Below are 20,142 nucleotides of genomic sequence, written 5' to 3' on the forward strand. Positions count from 1 at the left end.
GAAACAGTAAAAAAATAGCCTCCTGTTATAACAGGAGGCTCCTACGATATTAAAATCGTTATACAATTATAAGGCACGAAGCATTGCTTCCACACTCGCTTTAGCATCACCAATAGAGTTAGATACTTCACATCTGAAACCAGCACAAGACAATCACATCATTATTGAATTATAGGGCATCTATAATTCAGACAAAAAGACATCCATATTCTTAAAAATCCTCTCGTAGATGTCTTTGATTACCTTCTCTTTATTATGGTTGTATTCCATCACATGAACGGCACCTTTAATGGCGGTTAGTTTAGCCGCTGCGTATCGTTTTTTGTCATCTTCATGGTTTCTCAGCCAATTACGAAAAAGAAGATGACGAATATGTTCCGGGCAATTTTCACCAAATAGATGCAAATTGACACGCGGTGAATCAAGCCTCAACATTCTATGTTGATACCAAGACGGTTCTCTTATCCTTAGCGCATAACCTAATTTTTCAAGCTCAGGGATATAATCTTTTTCTTGCGCAGGATCTGCAACGATGAGATCGATATCAATGACAGGTTTTGCAGGTAAGCCGGGCACTGCGGTAGAACCAATATGTGCAATATTGATGACCTTATCTTTCAATTGTCGCTGGATTTTGTTTTTTTCTTCATTGTAAATGTTCTCCCATTCAGTAGAGTAGGGAACGATAACAATGGGTTCTGGTGTCTCCTTATTGCCACTAACCCAAGGATTTTCATTTGGATCACCTTCGCAAAAAGTCATAATAAGTGGCTTTAGGGAAATGAATTTTTCTGACATATGCGGCCCCGATTACAAATCGAACAAGTTGTAGTGCAATATCTTAATTAGAATATCCGTAATTTAACATAACTCAAATACTGAGTTATTAAGTATAAAATGACAACTATTTCTAAGTTAAATAATTTCCACTAGAGAAATTATTTAAAGTCGCATTTTTTATAAACGATGTTGATTACTAAAAAAGGAAATTTTATGACTGACAATAGTATTCGCACAGATCTTTTTTCCCCAATCAAATTGGGAGAAATTGAACTTGCTAACCGTATTATTATGGCGCCTTTAACGCGTGGGCGCACAAATGAAGAGGGCATCCCAAACGATCTTAATGTTACATATTATGTTCAGCGCACAAGCGCTGGCTTAATCATTTCAGAAGCAACTAATATCTCAGCGCAAGGGCGCGGTTATGCCATGACCCCCGGTATTTGGACAGAAGATCAGATAGCAGGGTGGAAAAAAATCACAGATGCCATCCACGTTGTCGGCGGTAAGATTGTAGTTCAATTATGGCATGTTGGCCGTTGCTCACACGTTGATCTTCAACCAAATAGAGATGCGCCGGTAGCTCCATCCGCCATTAAAGCAGGCGGTAATGTTTACACTAACAATGGCATTGCGGAAGCCTCTATGCCGCGTGCCCTGAGAACCGAAGAAATTCCTGATATCGTCGAGCAATATAGACATGCTGCTGAATGCGCTAAACGTGCAGGGTTCGATGGTGTAGAAATTCATTCTGCAAACAATTACCTGCTGGAACAATTTTTGCGAGATTCAACTAACCATCGCACCGATCAATATGGTGGCTCAATCGAAAATCGGGCCAGACTTATTTTGGAAGTTGTTGGAGCTGTAACTGGTGTTTGGGGTGGTGGTCGAGTGGGCATTAGATTGTCTCCTGTCACAACAGAAGTAGGCAACACTCCACTTGATAGCGATGTGATGGCAACTTATGGCTATCTGATTCAGCAACTAAATAAGTTCAAACTGGCTTATCTCCATTTTGTTGAGGGGACAACCCAAAAAAACCGCGACGTTCCTAAAGATGTTGATCTTGATGCACTAAGGTCTTTGTTCGACGGCGCTTATATTGGCAATAATAACTATGATCTTGAACTGGCGATTTCCCGTCGTGCGGAAGGTAAAATTGACGCAGTTGCATTCGGACGCCCATTTATTGCTAATCCTGATTTGGTGGAGCGTTTACGCTTCGGTCTTGAATTAGCGGAGGCAACTTACGATGCCCATTACGGTAATGGAGCAAAAGGGTATACTGACTGGCCGAAAGCGAATTCTTAATTAATTGTTATAGCGGCTTAACTGGATAGCGCCAGTAAAGCCGCTATTTGCTGGTGGAATGAAGAATAATGCCAATCCACAAAGCAGATTGGCATACATTTTACTGTGTAAATAACTTATAGATTTCTTTTCAGAAATTGTTGTAGAGCTTTGTCAAATGCTTCGGGTTGTTCCAGCATTGGGGTATGGCCACTGTTATTGATCAAAACATGTTCCACGTTTTCAAACATTGGATGAATATCAAGCCATGCGGCTGGTGGAGCAATACTAAAATCATGTGAGCTTGAGATAATTAACACAGGAGAAGCAATTTGGGTTGTGTAATCTAAGATATTGATTTTGGCAAATACATTCCCCCACAATTTATCAAATATGGCTGTGTGAGTGGGAACATCATTCCATAGAAACCTTTCATTGAAGTTTGCATCAAACCAGCGCATCGCGCTTAATCGACAACAAAGATGAACAAATTTGCGTTCAGGATCATGCTGAATATCAGATTCCAGGTGAATAATATTGTTGTTGAAAATCTGTTTCCTGTTTTCACCCGCGTCAGCTTCCCATCTGGCGAATTGTAACGCTTGCATAGTTTTGGATAAACAAGGCGGAGCACCCACCAGTATGGTACCTCTGATACGAGCACTGTTGTTCGCCGTAAAATCCAGTGCCATATAAGCATGGCCGGAATGGCCTAATATCCAACACGGCCCGATATTAAGCTCACAACAAACCCGCTCAATATCTTGGGTAATTTGTGCCAGAGAAACATCAGACTCATCAACTCTTCGGTGACAGACTGCAAACCCGCGATGATCGACAAACACACAATGATAATGACCAAAAAAGGATTCAGGCATGACCCGTTGATAGTAATCAGCACTGCCAATGATAAGAAGGGTTTCTCCCACACCTTGTTCAATGACCTTTAGTGAAAAGTCCCCGGATTGAATAGTATGTATTTTATTCATTTATATAATTACCTTTTTACAATTGCAAAAAATCACTTCACACCAGTGAAGTTAAGATTTGGTTGTTATAAAAGGTGAACGACGTCAACGAATTAGAATCATTATTTGTCTTTCCATCAATAACTATGGAGAGATACTTATACCACATTTTGTACAGTGGTGACTAAACACCTTACTAAGGAATATTTATGAACAGTATGAAAATAATAAATATTATAGTCTTCTCCATCTCGGCAATGATCGCTTTAATGCTATACGGGAAGCCAGCGATAACCATTCAATTTCTGATGTAACTTTTCTGCGGAAATATTGGTCAGCAGTTTGTCTGGAAGGGCCAGGAATAGATATACAGATTATCAGTGCGAATCCCTTTAAAGCACGTAATATGCTGGAAGAAGAAACTGTCGATATTGCGATATCTTTAGATACGGAATCTTCCGCAGAAGTCACCAGTGAAACGGTCAGGCAAATGGGATTTCGTACACTATGGTCACCGAACCAGATACAAGCGGGCATTCCATTATCAATAGATGATTTTATTGAGCATGAACATCTCATGGTTTCATATCGGAACACTACGCAAAGCAATCTTGATAAGCGCCTAAGGCTCCCCGTATACCTGAATGACTAATGTGAACCAAACGCCTGACAGCGCCATAAGGATCATTAACCTACACGTTTCACATCACCGACCAAAAAAATATAAGAAAACGCGCTGATAAGTGCAATAACCGAGATATAAACCAGTGCCGGAGCAAAACCATAGTTCTGAGCCAGATAGCCAACGACCAATGGTACTGTAATACCACCTAATCCGCCGACAAAGTTGAACACTCCTCCGGTTAATCCGATTAAACGCATGGGAGCCAATGATGAGACCAGTGACCAGGTTATTGAAGCAAAACCATTACCGAAAAATGCCAATGCCATCAATGCCATAATTAATATAGGTTCATTGGTGTAATTGGCTCCCATAATACAGGTAGAAATCAGTAATCCACAGATAATGGGCGTCTTACGTGCAACGCCGAGTGAATAGCCTTTTTTCACGAGTTTGTCAGCAACCCAACCCGATAAAAGAACACCGGCGAAAGCAGCTAAGAAAGGAACGGTTGTCATAAATCCGGCTGTCAGGGCGGTGATTCCCTTTTCTTGCGTCAGATAATTGGGAAACCAGGTTAAAAAGAACCACAAGGTTGATGCTACAGCGAATTGGCCGAGATAAACCCCCACCAATTTACGATGAAAAATCAATTTCCAATCTTTTTTAGTCAAAGATATTCGGTCTTTTTTCTCAGCAGGTGCATCACCATCCACCAGTCCGCCACCATTACGGATATAGTCGAGTTCAAGTTTGTTAGTGCCTTTGCTCTTACGCGGTGGCTGGTAAACTTTGATCCAGACAAATGACCAGATAGCCCCAATACACCCGGTAATGAAAAACACCCAGTGCCAACTTAATATTTCCTGAATCCAAATCAGTATCGGTGTCAGAAAAGCCAGACCAATAAACTGACCGGAGGTATAAAAACCAACAGCAGAAGCACGTTCATGTTCCGGAAACCAGCTCGTGACGATACGGTTATTGGTCGGGAATGAGGGTGCTTCGAAAATACCGGTCAATACCCGCAGACCAATTAAAGATAGTAGCCCTGTCGCGAATCCTTGCAATAAAGTTGCTACTGACCAACCTAAAATAGCAATGAAGTAGGTAATTCGTGAACCTATGCGGTCTAAAAACCATCCCCCCAGAATCTGGCAAAAGGTATACGACCAGGCAAATGCGGAGAAAATATATCCCATTTGTGTTTTGCTGATACCAAATTCCTCCTGAATATGTGCGGAGGCTACAGCAAGGTTGGCTCTGTCAACATAACAAATGACCACGGTGACAAAAATCATCAATAAAGTTAAGTAACGACGGCGTGTAGGTTTTGCCGTCTTAATAGAAATGTCCATACAGTCATCTCCAAATTTAGGCATATAAATTCAGCCATTACCACTCAGCAACGGAACCATCGGCATAACGCCACAATGGATTACGCCAGTCAATAGCACTTTGGCTACGGTGGATAACCTGTTCTTCGTCGATTTCAATTCCCAGCCCCGGTTTCATCAACGGGTGGAAATAACCTCCGGTCATATCGAAATCGTCTTTGTTTTTAATAAAGTCTAAGAGTTCAGCACCTTGATTGTAGTGAATACCCATGCTCTGTTCCTGAAAAACCGTATTACGGGAGACGAAATCGATATGGAGACATGCAGCCAGAGCAATCGGGCCAAGCGGACAATGCGGTGCCAGCCCCACATCATAAGTTTCTGCCATGGAGGCAATTTTATAACATTCTGTGATACCGCCGGCATGAGAGAGATCGGGTTGCAGGATAGATACACCACCAGCTTCCAGAATACGTTTAAAATCAAAGCGTGAGAACATACGCTCGCCGGCGGCAATCGGAATATGTGTCTGAGCGGCTAAACGCGGATAGTATTCAGCCTGTTCAGTAAGCACAGGTTCTTCAATAAAGAGCGGACGGTAAGGTTCCAGTTCATGGATCATGACCTTAGCCATTGGTGCGCTGACGCGGCCATGGAAATCCAGCCCAAATTCAATTTCATTACCGAAAGCTTCACGGATCTGTGCAACGGTGTTTATTGCTGCGTCTACGTTGCGTGAATCATCTATAATTCCCAGCTCTTCACAACCATTTAGTTTGAATGTGTCAAAACCGATTTTACGCAGACTTTCAATTCCCGCGATAACATCGGCAGGGCGATCCCCGCCAACCCAGCTATAAATCTTGATCCTGTCCCGCACTAGTCCCCCCAGTAACTGCCAGACTGGGGCATTTAATACTTTTCCTTTGATATCCCAGAGAGCTTGATCGATCCCGGCGATGGCACTCATCAGTATCGGGCCTCCCCGATAGAAACCACCACGATACATCACCTGCCATAAGTCATTTATTCTGGAGGGATCCTGACCAATAAGATATTCACTTAACTCATGAACTGCGGTTTCGACAGTACGGGCACGTCCTTCAATCACCGGTTCACCCCAACCGACAATGTCCTCATCGGTCTCAATTTTCAGGAACACCCAGCGCGGCGGTAAACGATAGGTTGTCAATTTTGTTATTTTCATTGCAATGCCTCTTGGTATGCTTTAACAAAAGCAACCGCTTTCTCTTTTGTCCGGCTGACAGGTTGCCCAGCCCGGTATAAATCACTTCCCAGCCCGGCGCCCACGCAACCTGCTGTTAACCAACTCCCCAAATTCTCTGGTGTGATACCGCCGACTGCAAACACCGGAATATCGGTGGGCAACACTGCTTTCAGCGCTTTGACATAGTCAGGGCCTAATGCTGAGGAAGGGAAAATTTTTAATGATTGCGCTCCCGCATCAAGTGCATTGAAGGCTTCTGTCGCCGTAGCACAACCTGCACACACCGTCATGCCGAAATCCAACGCCCGATGAATAACAGCAGGTTGTGTATTCGGGGTAACAATGAGTTTGCTGCCCATATCAGCAAGCTGTTCTACCTGTTCAGGTTTTAGTACCGTACCTGCTCCAATCAGGGCACGGTCACCATAAGCTTTTACTACTGTGGAAATACTGCTTTCCCAGTCAGGTGAATTAAGTGGAATTTCAATCGAATCGAACCCGGATTCAAGCAATACATCAATATGAGAAGCCACTTCAGACGGTGTGATGCCACGCAAAATTGCAATAAGGGGGAGATTAGTTTGCCAGTGCATATGTAATTCTCCTTATACCTGCGAGAAATGCAGCATCACCTTCAATACACTGAGTCGGTAGCTGAAGATAATGAAATGCTGCCTGATAACGTGCTGCTAATTTAGGGGTAGCGACAAGAGTAATAGGGCATTTTGTATCACGGACAATCTGTTTCGTCAGATTGATAACTTCATTGCCTATAAGCAATCCAGATAGAAACTCGCTAATAAACTTGGCAGGTCGGGTCCTTAAAACATGGGCCGCACGCACCTCAAAGAGTTGCGGTAACAGCGCCGGATTTTCGATACCTTGCTGTAAACCAGCTTCAAACGTGGCGGTATCTGCTTGTTGATCGGGTAAGCCAAGGCCTATCAGAGAATGTGCTAACAGAATGTGATGTAATTCGCCAGTCATCGCCGTTCTGAAATTCAGAATGTGGTTTTGGTCTGCCACCACCCATTTGCAATGGGTTCCCGGCATCACATACAAAGAGGAAGGCGCAAGACAGGAAGCTCCGAGAAGCTGAGTCTCTTCTCCGCGTATTACATTGACGTTATTGATATTTTCAATACACAGACCGGGAACAATCCAAATATTCTCAGCAACTGGCATTAATTGCTGGCCAATTGCTGAGAATGCAACAGGGCAGGGAAGGTAAGGCGCAACTTTCCAGCCTGCATTACTGCCTATCATTCCGGCCATAATTATGGGTGTATTGGTATCAAACCAACCGCTGGTTATTTCTGCTAACACCGCCTTAGGGGACTCTACTTTCAGTTTTGTAACTCCCATCTCGGACTGGCGCTCATCCAGACAAACGTCATTCTCGAAGAGCCAGGCACGAAGATTGGTGGAACCCCAGTCTATAGCGATGTAGCGGTGTGTCATGTGATTGCCTTAAGTCTTAACCTCATCATCCATCCAAGGCTATTCAAATACAGCACGCTGCATGTACGGAGTTTGATATTTTCGCAATATCATTCAGTAACTTGTCTGTATATTGATGGTTAACTAGTTAATTGAAATCAGTGGAATTATCTGGATGCTGATGTACTGCAATGGGCATTAGAACCCTTGTTTGATTACTGCAATGAGCGAAGTTTGTATAATAACGCCAGAAAAAATAACCGTACTACAATATAGATCACAAAAAGTACAAAATGTGTTCAGAGCTGTATTTTGGTGATCGTCTTTACATAATTATCAGAGTTCCTGATTTTTTTAATAAAAATGAATTTTTAGGGAAAATGATGTTTCTGCACAAAATAACGGATAAGGTAGCAATCTTATGAAAGCATTCCAAAATCACGAAGTTCACTCGGTATTTAATAATTATCCTGAACGATACCAAAAGCAGTTATTGATGATAAGAGAGTTAATATTTGACGTTGCATCAAAAACGGAAGGGGTAGGCTTAATTACTGAGTCTTTGAAATGGGGGCAGCCCAGTTATCTTACTCTTGAAACAGGTTCGGGAACAACAATCCGATTGGATCGTTTCGGTGATTCGCAGGTGGCTATCTTTTTTCACTGCCAGACTACATTGATTGATACGTTCAGAACACTTTTTCCCGAATTGACTTATTCAAAAAATCGGGCAATTGTTTTGGATCCAAAAACCGATTTACCGACAAATGAGTTGAGTATATGCCTTGAAATGTCACTCACTTATAAGTTGAGGAAAAAGAGATAAAAGAATTTATTCAGAAAACAGGATGTAGATGGAAAAGGGCACGGAATTCATCCATAGCTTGCCAGTTAACCGTGTTGAAAGCCGCGCCAATTCTTTAGGTGAGTTGATAGCCAGAATAAACGGGCTATAGAACATATTTAACTTATGTTGATGTGATTTAGGTGCATGCGATATTCTTCGATATAACGTGGAACGTCAGGCATTTTAATCACATCGTCGGCGATAAAAGTTGGTAAAGCTTCCATACCCAGAAATTGATTCGCTTTATGGAATGGTAAATAGACACCATCTACTCCTACGCCATGAAAGAATTGGTTCTCATCAGTGAATGCTACCAGCGGCGCGTTCCACGTTAGCGATAGCATATATTTCTTGCCTTGAAGCAGACCGCCGGAACCATATTTTTTACTGGCGTCAGAGCGGGTGCGTCCGTCATTGGCGTACAAGGAACCGTAACCTTCAGTGAAAATGTCGTCCATGTACTTTTTCACCGTCCACGGAGCTCCCATCCACCAACCCGGCATCTGCCAGATAACGACATCGGCCCACAGAATTTTCTGTACTTCTGTTTTCCCGTCATATTGGCTGTCAGTGCGCACTATTTTGACATCATGTCCGCTGCCGCGCAGGAAATTATCTGCGACCTCGGTCAGGGTGTTATTCAACTGACCGTTAGAATGAGCGAATTTTTTCGCACCATTGATAATCAAAATGTTGCTCATAATTTTCCCTAGATTAATTTATCGCGTAGTCATGATAAGTTGGGTGATGAAGCAGTAAAATATTCAAAATCTCAATAGTCTTTTGCAGGAATAGCAATAATGAAAGCGAGTTCAGAGGAGTTGACAATCTTTGTAACAGTAGTGGAATGTGGAAGTTTCAGTCGTGCAGCGGAACATCTGCAATTGGCAAATTCCGCCGTGAGCCGCTCAATAAAAAAACTTGAAAATAAACTGGGAGTGAGTCTGCTTAATCGTACAACACGTCAACTCAGCCTGACTGAGGAAGGTGAACGTTATTTCCGCCGTGTCCAGCATGTACTACAAGAAATGGCAGCCGCTGAAACTGAACTCATGGAATCCAAACATATACCGCAAGGTTTATTGCGCATAGATGCTGCAACACCTGTCGTGTTACATTTACTAGTACCGCTGATTAAACCTTTTCGCGAACGCTACCCAGAAATGACGCTATCGCTGATTTCGTCGGAAACTTATATCAATCTGATTGAGCGCAAAGTGGATATTGCCATTCGAGTGGGTACCTTAACCGACTCCAGTCTGAGAGCCCGCCCGCTCTTTACCAGCTACCGGAAAATCGTCGCCTCTCCTGAATATCTGAAAAAATATGGGATACCGCAATGCGTTGAGGAGTTGGAAAACCATATTTGTCTTGGTTTTACCGAACCTCCATCACTTAATACATGGCCGATAGCCAGTCAGGACGGACAGCCACATGAAATAACAATAGGACATTCTTCCAACAGTGGTGAAACCCTTAAACAGCTATGTGTGACGGGTAATGGTATCGCATGTTTGTCTGATTATATGATTGATAAGGAGATTGCCAGCGGTGTACTTGTTGAACTACTGGCTGAAAAACGTTTACCTGTTGCGATGCCACTTAATGCTGTTTACTACAGCGACCAGGCTGTAAGTCCCCGAATCAGGGCATTTATCGACTTTTTGAGTGAATATGTAAACAGCTAACGAAGGAACTGAAATAATTTGTTAGGAAGTGAGGGGAATTAGTTATCCCGTTGTGGAGCCAGCCCCTCAGGACTGACAAGACGTTCAGACGTTTTGGAATGAGGTAACTCTCAGCCAAAGAAGCCTCTAAAAAGAGGCTTTTCGTAGAATTTTTCTATGATTTTCTACCTTCATATTTAGCGACATAAACATTCATTCCACAGCCATATAATTTTTTAAAGCCTTTTAAATACCATTTAATTCCATTTTCATTACGTACATCAAGAAAAACAATACCCTCTTTAACAAGATATTTAGTATATAGGCCATTGTTATATTCTTCAGGAGAAGAAGAACAATTGTGCCAAGGGATATCTATGTTTGCCGATGCAGTTCCAATCCCTCCAGTTAATGCAATGCCTGCTAATAATGCTCCAGCTGTTAATAATTTTTTAAACATAAAAACTTTTCCTTAACAACCTTGTGACTTATGGTTTAAGTTTATTACTTATCACGCCATGTTTGATTGTAAATCATCACTAGATGGCCTTACAATTTCAAAATTTAGAAACTGCGGATGTTTTTATTTATGATAAAATCCAAAACCCCGTTATTTTCAACGAGGTTTATCAGTATGCTGAAAGCATCTAATTAGAGGGTTTTCGGTAGGACTTTAACTTTCCCTGCCTTCATAATAAGCTTGAAAAGCATTACGTCCGGTATGGAATTCACATTTTCCAATACGCTCTTTAAAATACCATGTAATCGTTTTTCCAATAGTAGGCTCATATATAGTAAAAACATTAGCAAAATTATCATAAGGATTAATAACATACCTATAATATTTACCCTCATTTATATAAGATGGTTTATCAGAATTACAAATTCCAGCCGATGCAGTTCCAATCCCTCCGATTAATGCTGCCGCTAATGCCCCAGTCTTTAATAATTTCTTGAACATAAACACTCTCCTATAATATTATCTGGGATTTTCTATTTAAATAGAATAGATTACTTATAAAGTTGCATTTAATTCTGCACAATAACTCTAAATCATCATTTGACGATATTACAATTTTAAAATTTAGAAACTGACTATGTTTTTATATTCTGGATTATAAATATAATATCCACTATCATAATTTATGACCAATAAAAACCTTGCTATTATTTACGCAAAGAAAATAATTTATTTATAATTTAAACGTAATGCACCATAACAACATTGATTTTATGGTGATTTAATTATTCATTCCTTAATGGTGTCAAAAACCAGATCTTTTAATAAAGATGAATGTGAATATTAAAGTGGGGATATTATAAAAAATAATGGATCTTATAAATTCTACTCAGCCTACACTATCGATGTCACCTGTTATCAGCATGCAAGGTTTAACCCGTATTTATCAACATGGAGAAGATAGCCAAATACCGGTTCTGAAAAATATCACGGCACAAATTTTTGCCGGCCAAAGTTGTGCAATTGTCGGAACATCAGGTTCAGGTAAAAGCACCTTACTGAATATTCTCGGCTTGCTGGATAAGCCCACCTCTGGAAAATATTTTCTTTGCGGCGTTGATATGTCAACAGCCAATGCTGACCTTCGTGCCAGAATGCGCAATAAAGAAATTGGCTTTGTTTTTCAAAGTTTTCATTTGTTGGCCGGAATGACAGCCACAGAAAATGTCGCTCTGCCACTTCTTTACCGCGGTATTTCTACCTCGCTGGCCTATAAAATAGCCAGAGAAAAACTGCATTTGGTGGGTCTTTCACATCGTGCCGTGCATTATCCGGCAGACTTATCTGGCGGGCAGCGACAGCGAGTGGCACTCGCCAGAGCATTGGTCGGGGAACCCTCGTTACTGCTGGCTGATGAACCTACTGGTAATTTGGATCAACAAACCGCAGAAGAGATTTTACTGTTACTTTCTTCTCTTCACACAGACAACGCGATGACACTGGTTGTAATAACCCATGACCCTATGGTTGCGAACCATATGCAGCGTGAATTACGGATGATTGATGGTCAGTTGCATGAAACCAGAGGTATGGCAATTCATGTATGATAATCGTCGGTCCGGTAACTATGGCATGTCGGTGTTAATGATATGGAGAGAGGCCTGGCGCAACTTAATGGCAACGGGGAAAAGTACTCTGCTTGCTTTATCGGGTATTGCTATTGGTTGTGCATCTGTTGTGGCATTTGTTAATACCGGGCATAACGCCACACTGGCTGCATTGAGAATGTTCAGCGGGCTCGATATCAACGTCATTACAGCAAATCTGAACGCCTATAATCATGGCGTTGATAGTGCGTCAATTAAAATGGCCGACCTGACAACGGCTATTCCTGGTTTATCTTCAGCAGCACCCTGGATCTATTCTTCTTCTCCCGGGCGCTATAACGGGAAAACAGAAACATTTACCATGATAGGTTCCTCTGCGGAACTTGAAGAAGTCATGCAATTGCGACTTCGTTATGGCCGATTTATCTCTAATTATGATCAGCACTCTCCTTATCTGGTCATTGGCAATGAAGTCGCCGTTAACCTTGGCGAAGGGGATGCCTCCCGTATACTTGGCAAGCAGATCCAGCTTGGCAATTATTTATACACAGTGATTGGTATTTTCGATATAAAAGGGCAAAACCCCATCTTTCCTTTTTCTCTGGATTCGGTGGTGATTGCCCCTATAAATGCCATGCATAAAATATCATCCAATACAGATCTGAATGGCATCATTGCCCGCACCATAACAACCGCAACCACAGAAACCGATGCAAAGGATTTATTGGCGTTGCTCAAACGCAAGTTTCCAGAGGTTGACATTGATGTTCGGGTTGCTCAACAACTATTGAAAGGGCAGACAGAACAAAGCAAAACCTTTTCTTTTATGTTGATCGGGTTGGCAGGCATTTCGCTATTCACCGGCGGCATTGCGATTTCAAATGTTATGCTGATGAATGTTTCAGCCCGACGAAAGGAGATCGGATTACGTATGGCCTTAGGCGCAAGGCCTCAGGATATCCGACGTCTTTTTTTGTATGAAGCTGCGGCACTGACTTTTGCCGGCGCAATCCTTGGCACATTAGCTGGTGTCATCGTCGCCTTTCTTTTTGTACTTTACTCTGGCTGGTCATTTTCTTTAGCCCCCTTATCTATTCCTTTAGGAATAGGTAGCTCAATTGTAGCGGGACTTATCTCCGGCTTTTATCCCGCACATAAAGCCTCTCAAATGGAACCCGTACAGGCATTACGTGATGATTAAAAAATATTTCCTTTATGGCTCTCTGACCTTGTTTTTCCTGTTTCCCCGAACAGGGATCCCTGCATCTGAACAGGAACGATTAACTTTATCAGGATCTGATTACAGTTTGCGAAGGGACGCCGTAGGGGAGGTTATAGGCCTGTCATTGAGCGATGCGATATGGCTTGGTTTAAGGAATAACTACGCAATCCGCAGTGTTTATCTGGACCGTATCGCTCAGAAATTTGATTTACGGGTAGCAGAAGACCGATTCACACCAAAGCTACAGCTCAGTGGGCGTTACATTGCTGGTAAAAATCAGGATGCAAATTTTAGGAAAACCAATCTATCTCCTAAGGCTACATTACTCACTCCTCTGGGAACTCGCTTCACGCTTTCCTGGACTCGTGATAACACTAAATCGGGGATAAACAACGTTCACAATGATGGAGCAAGTATTACTGTGATACAGCCTCTTTTGCGAGGAGCAGGTACGGATGTTAACAATGCACCGGTCTTACTGGCCAAACTTCAGGAACAAACCAACCGGTTGAGTTTAAAAGCGACTATTTCCGATTCAATCACGCAGATTATCCTGTCATACCATGCGTTACTTCGTGCTCAGGAGCAACAATCATTATCTGCCGCTTCTCTTAAGCGTATGCGGAAATTAGTTGAAACTAACAAAGAGTTGATTGATGCCGGCAGAATGGCTCAGACAGATATCATACAAACGCAGGCTGATCTGGCCATGCAGGAACTTTCGGCCAAAGAGGCTGAAAACAGTGTACATGCCATGAAGCTGGCATTACTTAAGTTACTCGCTCTGAACCTCAAAACTCCCATCTATGCTACCGATACGTTAAAAGGAACCCACGTCAATCTGAATGTTGAACAATCAATTCAGAAGGCACAGGCTCAACATCCGGGTTATCTGATCCAATTACTTTCTGCAAAAGTGGCAGATATTCAATTATTGCAGGCCCGAAATAATCGGCTCTGGGATTTATCACTGGTTGGAGGTACATCCCAGTATCGTTCATCCTCTTCTGAAACCCGAAACTGGGAAAATTATATGGGTATACAACTGGAGATTCCAATAGGTGATATGACACAGAAACAAACGGAAGTTCAGGCCAAAGTAAATGTCCAGAAGCGGGCGTTACACTTGGAAGAGGCAAGGATAACTCTGGAACAAAGAGTCATCAATGCCATCCGCAATACAGAATCACGCTGGCAGGAATACCAATTAGCCATAAAAGCCAGCTCACTTTCTCAAAAGAAACTCGAAATTGAACAAGAAAAATTACAGGCAGGGCGATCCAGTAACTTTCAGGTCCTGAGTTTTGAAACCGACCTGAGAAATGCCGAAAATGCACGCCTGAATACACTCATCCAGTACCTCAATTCTCAGGCTGAGCTGGATCAAATTCTTGGCACTACACTGGAAAGCTGGGAGATAACGATCAATGAATAAACAATCAATCCTTAAACGTTATCGATGGGCCATAACTGGCATACTTGTAGTGGGGGTTTGTTTTTTTTCCTTTTTGTTTTCAGGGCAGTTGTCCTCAGAAAAATCGCCAGCTCAGGGATCAGTACGGTGGATTGAGGTAAAACACGGTCTTATAGAAAAACGACTAGGCTTGGTAGGCAAGCTGCAATCCGGGCGTCTTGAAACCATACCCGCCCCATTTGATGCAATTATCAAACAAGTCCTGGTTAAAGAAGGACAGCGCGTGAACACGGGTCAGACATTAGTTACGCTTGATACCCGAAAGCTTGATATTGAGCTTCGGCAAGCGCAAGTTGAGATGATAAAGGCTTCATCTGCCGTTGAACAATTGCATGACTGGGAAAACAGCCAGGAAGTCATCCGAGCCAGAAGAAATGTCGAAAATGCGAACCATATGGTTATGGAATTGAAAAATAATCTCGCAAAAACACAGGCTCTTTTTTCACGTGGCATCGTTCCACGAATGGAAATTGAAAATCTTGAACAGCAACTTCGCCGACAACTAACGGAATTTGCTTCAGTACAGGACGATCTTGCATCCACTCGACAAAAAGGCAGCGCTAGTAATGTACGTGTTGCAGAAATGGAGCTTCAAAATGCAACAAGCCGCTATCAGGCACTACAGGAACAATACTCCCATAAAGAAATCAAAGCGCCATTTTCTGGCGTCGTGCTTAGGGCTTCACAAGGAGAAAAGGGGAAACTCTTAACGATTCAGACAGGCGTTCGGGTCACCGAAGGGATGCCCTTACTGGAGGTGATGGACACAACACAATATCAGGTACTGGCACAGGTTGAAGAAACCGATCTCGCTAAACTTAAAGAAGGGCAGGCAGTAAAAATCAGCGGGGAGGGATTTTCTGATCATTTTCTGGATGGAGAAATTGAAGCCATTGCTATGCAAAGTGTAAGTACGGATAAATCAGGATCGGCGATTTATTATGATGTTGTGATTAAAGTCACTTCATCCATGAAACAGGATTATCCCATCAGGCCCGGTATGAGTGCTAAAGTCAATATTGTTGTTTATCGTAATGAACAGGGCATTGTTGTACCAGAAGCAGCACTAACTCACGATAGCAACGGACAATTAACAGTAAACTGGCGGCCGGATTTAAAACGTCAGGCCGTGTCTCGTCAGGTAACTGTTGGGGAGGCTATGCCGGAAGGTATGGAAGTCCACGGACTGGAACAGGGGTTTATCGCATTGCCTCATAATTATAAAAATACTTTTGAATAGCATTCATCGAACTTCCCACTCTAAAAGAGTAAGGAGTGGGGAAGTATCTATATATCCCTCACTTTTTTCTAATGGCAACTATCAGAAGCAAAGCGTGTTAGCCGGTATGGGCTTAGCGCTGCCTGTTCTGTATCATTTATTATTTCTTCCTGTGCCAGCCGACATATCAGTGGCGCAAGTGTAATTGCCGAATGCATACTGATCATATATAAGCCACGATAATCAGCGACTTTTCCGACGATGGGCATTTCATCTTCAGGCATCGGACGCAGGCCAACAGAAGCATCCGCCAGGCACAGACTATCACTGCCTATAAAGGCTCTTTTTATGACAGGTAAGATATTTTTTGCGATACATGTGGCACTGTGTTCAGGGCGGTCACTTAAATAATCTTCCGCTGCAAGCAGAGTCGTTCCTGATATAGGACGCACTTCCATATCAGGAGTTGAGATAATGTGGTGCACAAAAGGGGCTACAGCCTGATGTTGATACTGCACGATGACAGAAGGAGATGCAGATAAGGGGAGTTTTTCACCCAATTTTTCCATCAGAGAAATTGTACCGACACCGGCAGTGAGCACAACCTGATCAGCACAGATAACCCCTTGCGATGTAGTCACTCCGAGGATTTGTTTGCCATTATGGTTAATGGTAGCCACTTCCGTTTCCGGCCGATAGGTGACGCCGTTGTTCAAGGCTTCCTGCAAAAGCACTTGTGTTGCGTGAAGAGGATCAACGGCACCTTCTTGCGTTGCAAAAGCAGCAAGCTCCGGGAGAGCTGTAAGTTGTGGTTCCAGTGCCTGAAGTTCGGCTTTTGTTAACGCTTTGATATTAAAACCAGATTCACTATGAACATTAATAAATTCACGGGTTGCAGATTCAGTTTCCTGCCAACTGATAGCGCCTGACCAATTTACGTTCAGTTTTCCGTTTGTCTGTTTATCGAGATGATGCCACTCATTGAGTGCCTGTTTCCTGAGTTTACTGTAAGCATCCGATCTACCATAAGAAACATTGAGCCATGCAAAGGCTTGTTTAGTCACTCCGTTACCCGCCTGCTCTTTATCAATAAGGATAATTTCTCCCTTATAGTGGTTGGATAAACACCATGCCAGTATTGTGCCCACAAAGCCTGCACCAACAATAATAATTTTATTATTTTTCATATGGTTAATAGCTCATCTCCCAAGATCCATAATGTTAGTGAAAATGATTTGTGTCAGGTGGTACAGGTTTGTAAAGTTAACGGGAAATTTATGTTGTGCATTAAAAGATAAGTATATATAAAATCCTACAACATCTCAGTTCATTGTTCGGATTGTTGTACCTCACCATGAAGTACTGGCAATATCAGAAAAAAATTGGATCCTATTATTCAAAAAACGAATAAAAGAAAAACATGGTAATTGCTTATGTACATTCCTTCCGAAGCAGATAAGGCGTTGCTGGTTATCCAGAAGCGATTAGCGGAATCGCTGGTAGCTATCTACCTTCATGGTTCGGCTGTGGTTGGTGGTCTTCGTCCCCTCAGTGACGTAGATTTGCTTGTGGTCATTGACCAGCCGATGACGTCAGAGGTTAGGAAATGTCTTACTGCCGATTTAATGAAGATATCAGGTCGGTATCCTTCTGATCCTGATGGACGTCGCCCTGTTGAATTGATTGTTTTCTTGCATGCCGATCTCGCTGCATCGCTTTATCCTGCCCGGAGCGAATTCATTTACGGCGAGTGGCTGCGTCATGAATATGAAATGGGAGAAATTCCCAAACCTGTTTGTGATCCAGAACTGACTTTGGTGTTGGCTCAATCACGACAGGAAGCGATACCACTGGTCGGCCCTAACGCAAGCAGTCTTTTGCCCACTATTTCAAGATCGAACATTCGTCGGGCTATTAAAGATGTCCTGCCAAATTTAATTGGCACATTACAGGGAGATGAACGCAATGTTTTGTTAACACTGGCGCGTATGTGGCGAACATTAGTTACTGGAGAATTTGTTTCTAAGGATGTTGCTGCTGATTGGGCGGCTGCTCGCCTTCCAGTCATACAGGCCACAGTTTTAACCGATGCGCTGGAAACCTATTTGAAAGGATGTGAAGAAGATTGGCGAAATCGCCAGCAAGAACTTCAGATCACGGTAAGTTCATTGCACGATTGTGTGTTAATGAATCTATGATACTCCCACCATGTTTGATGTTTTGTTTGAATCAGGATGCCATAACAGTTTGATTATTTTCAAAATCGTGGGAATATCTTTGATATATCTAATAATATGAAATTGAGAGGGTTTTGTTATGTCTATATGGGTAGATGCTGATGCCTGTCCTAAGGTTATAAAAGAAATATTATATCGTGCAGCTGAACGTGAAAAGGTACGAGTCACATTCGTGGCAAATCAACGACTAAGTGTACCTGCATCCGCCTTTTTACGTACGTTACAAGTCCCTGCGGGGTTTGATGTCGCTGACAATCAAATTGTTCGTTGCTCAGAAATCGGGGATTTAGTGATTACAGCAGATATTCCTCTTGCTGCTGAAGTGATCGAAAAAGGTGCAATAGCACTCAATCCACGCGGTGAACGTTATAGTGAAGCGACAATACGTGAACGCCTAGTTATGCGTGATTTTATGGATACGATGCGAGCGAGTGGAGTCCAAACGGGAGGGCCTGCTACTTTAAACCAACATGATCGCCAGCGGTTCGCAAATGAACTAGATAAGTGGTTATTACAACAAAAAAAAGCATCTTGAAAAGAAATGTGACTATTCTTTGAATAAAAAGACGATTGTTATTAAAAGGATTACAGTTTCGGAAAAAAGCTAAGCAGGGTACAAGAAGCTAATTGACTGAAAAAGCCTATCTTATGATAATTATCGTAAATTCTGCGTTATTTAACATAATATAGATTATGCGAACCTAGATTGTAATAGCAAAGTTGTATGTTGTCAGGTGAATTGTTCAGTACGACAAAGTGCTCCCAGCGTTCACTGAATGGTGACGATATGCTGGAAGCGCTGAAGACCTTGCAGACGCGCTCAAATGAAATATTTGAGGTCAATCCTCAAAAATTATAATGGATTGCTGTTCCAGATCATCAAATACAAACGCAGATATTATCCTTGTAATATCAGAAGGATATATTATTTCTTGTGTTTGGAGCAGCTCTTTAAGCCCCCACCAATGGTGGCGATGGATAACTGATTTTTCGTTATCAGTCCACCCACTGGTGTTGATCTCGTCTTCATCGGGTAATACTATAAAAAAACGCTCTTTTGCCAGAACTGTTTCTCCACTGGGGAGCATCATTTCGAAAGTTCTCTGCGCAACATATTTCCCGACATCATCCCGAATAATGCCAGTTTCTTCTTTCAGCTCTCTGACAGCAGCCTGTTCAAAAGACTCACCATGTTCAACACCGCCACCTGGGGTAGCCCAGTAAGACTTACCTGCCAACGCATCGTTTGTGTGTACAAAACGAAACAACAACACTTGCCTGGACGGGTTGACGATAAGTAACCTGGCTGAACACCGAATACGCATACTTTATTACCATAGTCTAACGAAGAGAGATATACAGTTTAAACATCTACTTATGAATGTGAAGTAATATTTATCTGCATCAACCAATGATTCATTCCTGAGAGAGCTAAGGACATTTCAACTTTGTTGGAAGACGGACATTTCTACTTAGCCTTGACATAGTTAAAATAAACCGATTCACGCCAACTGGATTGGCGCCCTATCTACGATAGCTGTAGTTAAACACATTACTTCTGTTACCTTTTCTAGCCCTTCCCGTTATCGAATTATCTTGACAACCAAGATTGCGATAATAAGTCCGATAGATATTCTATTAAGTTGATCAGATAAACTATCTGCATTGGTGTTATAATCGTTAATCTGATGACTTTCCGACTGTTCTTATGAAATCGAATATCACGCTGTCTGAACCT

21 protein-coding genes are annotated in these 20,142 nt (G+C 42.3%); 10 read left to right on the top strand and 11 right to left on the bottom strand.

Annotated features, from left to right (window positions below; all coding sequences use genetic code 11):
- Positions 1–180: 180 nt before the first annotated feature.
- Positions 181–798, bottom strand: coding sequence for a GrpB family protein (locus Xmir_RS07240; RefSeq protein ID WP_099113723.1), 618 nt, complete (start codon positions 796–798; stop codon positions 181–183).
- A gap of 195 nt (positions 799–993) precedes the next feature.
- Here Xmir_RS07240 and Xmir_RS07245 point away from each other — a divergent pair, with 195 nt between their 5' ends.
- Positions 994–2,097 (top strand): alkene reductase, encoded by a 1,104-nt coding sequence (locus Xmir_RS07245; RefSeq protein ID WP_099113724.1) that lies wholly within the window; start codon positions 994–996, stop codon positions 2,095–2,097.
- Positions 2,098–2,213: 116 nt separating this feature from the next.
- Here the strand turns inward: Xmir_RS07245 and Xmir_RS07250 are convergent, their stop codons facing one another.
- The gene (locus Xmir_RS07250) at positions 2,214–3,065 is read right to left on the bottom strand and encodes an alpha/beta fold hydrolase (protein ID WP_099113725.1); all 852 of its coding nucleotides are present in this window, start codon (positions 3,063–3,065) and stop codon (positions 2,214–2,216) included.
- A gap of 325 nt (positions 3,066–3,390) precedes the next feature.
- Here Xmir_RS07250 and Xmir_RS28080 point away from each other — a divergent pair, with 325 nt between their 5' ends.
- The gene (locus Xmir_RS28080) at positions 3,391–3,696 is read left to right on the top strand and encodes a LysR substrate-binding domain-containing protein (protein WP_279627209.1); all 306 of its coding nucleotides are present in this window, start codon (positions 3,391–3,393) and stop codon (positions 3,694–3,696) included.
- A gap of 35 nt (positions 3,697–3,731) precedes the next feature.
- Here the strand turns inward: Xmir_RS28080 and Xmir_RS07260 are convergent, their stop codons facing one another.
- Genes Xmir_RS07260 through Xmir_RS07275 form a run of 4 tightly spaced genes read right to left on the bottom strand, consistent with a single transcriptional unit; the run spans position 3,732 to position 7,692 of the window.
- Complete coding sequence (locus tag Xmir_RS07260) at positions 3,732–5,024, bottom strand: MFS transporter (RefSeq protein WP_099113727.1); 1,293 nt, start codon at positions 5,022–5,024, stop codon at positions 3,732–3,734.
- Positions 5,025–5,061: 37 nt separating this feature from the next.
- A complete protein-coding gene (dgoD, locus tag Xmir_RS07265) occupies positions 5,062–6,210 on the bottom strand; it encodes a galactonate dehydratase (RefSeq protein ID WP_099113728.1) in 1,149 nt (382 codons plus the stop codon).
- Positions 6,207–6,824, bottom strand: coding sequence for a 2-dehydro-3-deoxy-6-phosphogalactonate aldolase (locus tag Xmir_RS07270; RefSeq protein ID WP_099113729.1), 618 nt, complete (start codon positions 6,822–6,824; stop codon positions 6,207–6,209). Before Xmir_RS07270 ends, dgoD begins: the two co-directional genes overlap by 4 nt.
- Positions 6,808–7,692, bottom strand: a complete 885-nt coding sequence (locus Xmir_RS07275; protein ID WP_099113730.1) for a 2-dehydro-3-deoxygalactonokinase — start codon at positions 7,690–7,692, stop codon at positions 6,808–6,810. Before Xmir_RS07275 ends, Xmir_RS07270 begins: the two co-directional genes overlap by 17 nt.
- 400 nt (positions 7,693–8,092) lie before the next feature.
- On the opposite strand from Xmir_RS07275, the gene Xmir_RS07280 reads away from it, so the two are divergent.
- Positions 8,093–8,497 carry a DUF1801 domain-containing protein gene (locus Xmir_RS07280; RefSeq protein ID WP_099113731.1) on the top strand — a complete coding sequence of 135 codons (405 nt, stop codon included), beginning with the start codon at positions 8,093–8,095 and terminating at the stop codon, positions 8,495–8,497.
- 137 nt (positions 8,498–8,634) lie between these two features.
- On the opposite strand, the gene Xmir_RS07285 is transcribed toward Xmir_RS07280, so the two are convergent.
- Positions 8,635–9,219 (bottom strand): NAD(P)H-dependent oxidoreductase, encoded by a 585-nt coding sequence (locus Xmir_RS07285; RefSeq protein ID WP_099113732.1) that lies wholly within the window; start codon positions 9,217–9,219, stop codon positions 8,635–8,637.
- Positions 9,220–9,318: 99 nt separating this feature from the next.
- On the opposite strand from Xmir_RS07285, the gene yafC reads away from it, so the two are divergent.
- Positions 9,319–10,206, top strand: coding sequence for a DNA-binding transcriptional regulator YafC (gene yafC, locus Xmir_RS07290; protein ID WP_099113733.1), 888 nt, complete (start codon positions 9,319–9,321; stop codon positions 10,204–10,206).
- 154 nt (positions 10,207–10,360) lie between these two features.
- Here yafC and Xmir_RS07295 read toward each other — a convergent pair whose 3' ends face one another.
- Both Xmir_RS07295 and Xmir_RS07300 read right to left on the bottom strand, forming a co-directional pair.
- Positions 10,361–10,645, bottom strand: a complete 285-nt coding sequence (locus Xmir_RS07295) for a hypothetical protein (protein ID WP_099113734.1) — start codon at positions 10,643–10,645, stop codon at positions 10,361–10,363.
- Positions 10,646–10,858: 213 nt separating this feature from the next.
- The gene (locus Xmir_RS07300; RefSeq protein ID WP_099113735.1) at positions 10,859–11,146 is read right to left on the bottom strand and encodes a hypothetical protein; all 288 of its coding nucleotides are present in this window, start codon (positions 11,144–11,146) and stop codon (positions 10,859–10,861) included.
- A 368-nt stretch (positions 11,147–11,514) separates the two neighbouring features.
- On the opposite strand from Xmir_RS07300, the gene Xmir_RS07305 reads away from it, so the two are divergent.
- Genes Xmir_RS07305 through Xmir_RS07320 form a run of 4 tightly spaced genes read left to right on the top strand, consistent with a single transcriptional unit; the run spans position 11,515 to position 16,188 of the window.
- Positions 11,515–12,252, top strand: a complete 738-nt coding sequence (locus Xmir_RS07305) for an ABC transporter ATP-binding protein (protein ID WP_099113736.1) — start codon at positions 11,515–11,517, stop codon at positions 12,250–12,252.
- The gene (locus Xmir_RS07310; RefSeq protein ID WP_099113737.1) at positions 12,245–13,453 is read left to right on the top strand and encodes an ABC transporter permease; all 1,209 of its coding nucleotides are present in this window, start codon (positions 12,245–12,247) and stop codon (positions 13,451–13,453) included. The genes Xmir_RS07305 and Xmir_RS07310 overlap by 8 nt, the downstream gene beginning before the upstream one ends.
- Complete coding sequence (locus Xmir_RS07315) at positions 13,446–14,909, top strand: TolC family protein (RefSeq protein ID WP_099113738.1); 1,464 nt, start codon at positions 13,446–13,448, stop codon at positions 14,907–14,909. Before Xmir_RS07310 ends, Xmir_RS07315 begins: the two co-directional genes overlap by 8 nt.
- The gene (locus tag Xmir_RS07320; RefSeq protein WP_099113739.1) at positions 14,902–16,188 is read left to right on the top strand and encodes an HlyD family secretion protein; all 1,287 of its coding nucleotides are present in this window, start codon (positions 14,902–14,904) and stop codon (positions 16,186–16,188) included. The genes Xmir_RS07315 and Xmir_RS07320 overlap by 8 nt, the downstream gene beginning before the upstream one ends.
- Positions 16,189–16,256: 68 nt before the next feature.
- Here Xmir_RS07320 and Xmir_RS07325 read toward each other — a convergent pair whose 3' ends face one another.
- Positions 16,257–17,354: an NAD(P)/FAD-dependent oxidoreductase gene (locus Xmir_RS07325; RefSeq protein WP_099113740.1), complete on the bottom strand. Its 1,098-nt coding sequence runs from the start codon at positions 17,352–17,354 to the stop codon at positions 16,257–16,259.
- A gap of 246 nt (positions 17,355–17,600) precedes the next feature.
- On the opposite strand from Xmir_RS07325, the gene Xmir_RS07330 reads away from it, so the two are divergent.
- Positions 17,601–18,365: an aminoglycoside adenylyltransferase family protein gene (locus tag Xmir_RS07330; protein ID WP_099113741.1), complete on the top strand. Its 765-nt coding sequence runs from the start codon at positions 17,601–17,603 to the stop codon at positions 18,363–18,365.
- Positions 18,366–18,483: 118 nt separating this feature from the next.
- Positions 18,484–18,939 carry a YaiI/YqxD family protein gene (locus Xmir_RS07335; RefSeq protein ID WP_099113742.1) on the top strand — a complete coding sequence of 152 codons (456 nt, stop codon included), beginning with the start codon at positions 18,484–18,486 and terminating at the stop codon, positions 18,937–18,939.
- 304 nt (positions 18,940–19,243) lie between these two features.
- Here the strand turns inward: Xmir_RS07335 and Xmir_RS07340 are convergent, their stop codons facing one another.
- On the bottom strand, positions 19,244–19,729 hold the full coding sequence (locus tag Xmir_RS07340) for an NUDIX hydrolase (protein ID WP_099113743.1): 486 nt from the start codon (positions 19,727–19,729) through the stop codon (positions 19,244–19,246).
- Positions 19,730–20,142 lie beyond the last annotated feature (413 nt).

This window comes from Xenorhabdus miraniensis, assembly GCF_002632615.1.

Coding starts and splice junctions, on each gene's coding strand:
- Xmir_RS07315 (WP_099113738.1), top strand. CDS start 13,446: ATGATTAAAAAATATTTCCTTTATGGCTCTCTGACCTTGTTTTTCCTG.
- Xmir_RS07270 (WP_099113729.1), bottom strand. CDS start 6,824: ATGCACTGGCAAACTAATCTCCCCCTTATTGCAATTTTGCGTGGCATC.
- Xmir_RS07325 (WP_099113740.1), bottom strand. CDS start 17,354: ATGAAAAATAATAAAATTATTATTGTTGGTGCAGGCTTTGTGGGCACA.
- yafC (WP_099113733.1), top strand. CDS start 9,319: ATGAAAGCGAGTTCAGAGGAGTTGACAATCTTTGTAACAGTAGTGGAA.
- Xmir_RS07250 (WP_099113725.1), bottom strand. CDS start 3,065: ATGAATAAAATACATACTATTCAATCCGGGGACTTTTCACTAAAGGTC.
- Xmir_RS07245 (WP_099113724.1), top strand. CDS start 994: ATGACTGACAATAGTATTCGCACAGATCTTTTTTCCCCAATCAAATTG.
- Xmir_RS07300 (WP_099113735.1), bottom strand. CDS start 11,146: ATGTTCAAGAAATTATTAAAGACTGGGGCATTAGCGGCAGCATTAATC.
- Xmir_RS07285 (WP_099113732.1), bottom strand. CDS start 9,219: ATGAGCAACATTTTGATTATCAATGGTGCGAAAAAATTCGCTCATTCT.
- Xmir_RS07330 (WP_099113741.1), top strand. CDS start 17,601: ATGTACATTCCTTCCGAAGCAGATAAGGCGTTGCTGGTTATCCAGAAG.
- Xmir_RS07335 (WP_099113742.1), top strand. CDS start 18,484: ATGTCTATATGGGTAGATGCTGATGCCTGTCCTAAGGTTATAAAAGAA.
- Xmir_RS07310 (WP_099113737.1), top strand. CDS start 12,245: ATGTATGATAATCGTCGGTCCGGTAACTATGGCATGTCGGTGTTAATG.
- Xmir_RS07275 (WP_099113730.1), bottom strand. CDS start 7,692: ATGACACACCGCTACATCGCTATAGACTGGGGTTCCACCAATCTTCGT.
- Xmir_RS07280 (WP_099113731.1), top strand. CDS start 8,093: ATGAAAGCATTCCAAAATCACGAAGTTCACTCGGTATTTAATAATTAT.
- Xmir_RS07240 (WP_099113723.1), bottom strand. CDS start 798: ATGTCAGAAAAATTCATTTCCCTAAAGCCACTTATTATGACTTTTTGC.
- Xmir_RS07320 (WP_099113739.1), top strand. CDS start 14,902: ATGAATAAACAATCAATCCTTAAACGTTATCGATGGGCCATAACTGGC.
- Xmir_RS07260 (WP_099113727.1), bottom strand. CDS start 5,024: ATGGACATTTCTATTAAGACGGCAAAACCTACACGCCGTCGTTACTTA.
- Xmir_RS07295 (WP_099113734.1), bottom strand. CDS start 10,645: ATGTTTAAAAAATTATTAACAGCTGGAGCATTATTAGCAGGCATTGCA.
- Xmir_RS07305 (WP_099113736.1), top strand. CDS start 11,515: ATGGATCTTATAAATTCTACTCAGCCTACACTATCGATGTCACCTGTT.
- Xmir_RS07340 (WP_099113743.1), bottom strand. CDS start 19,729: ATGCGTATTCGGTGTTCAGCCAGGTTACTTATCGTCAACCCGTCCAGG.
- dgoD (WP_099113728.1), bottom strand. CDS start 6,210: ATGAAAATAACAAAATTGACAACCTATCGTTTACCGCCGCGCTGGGTG.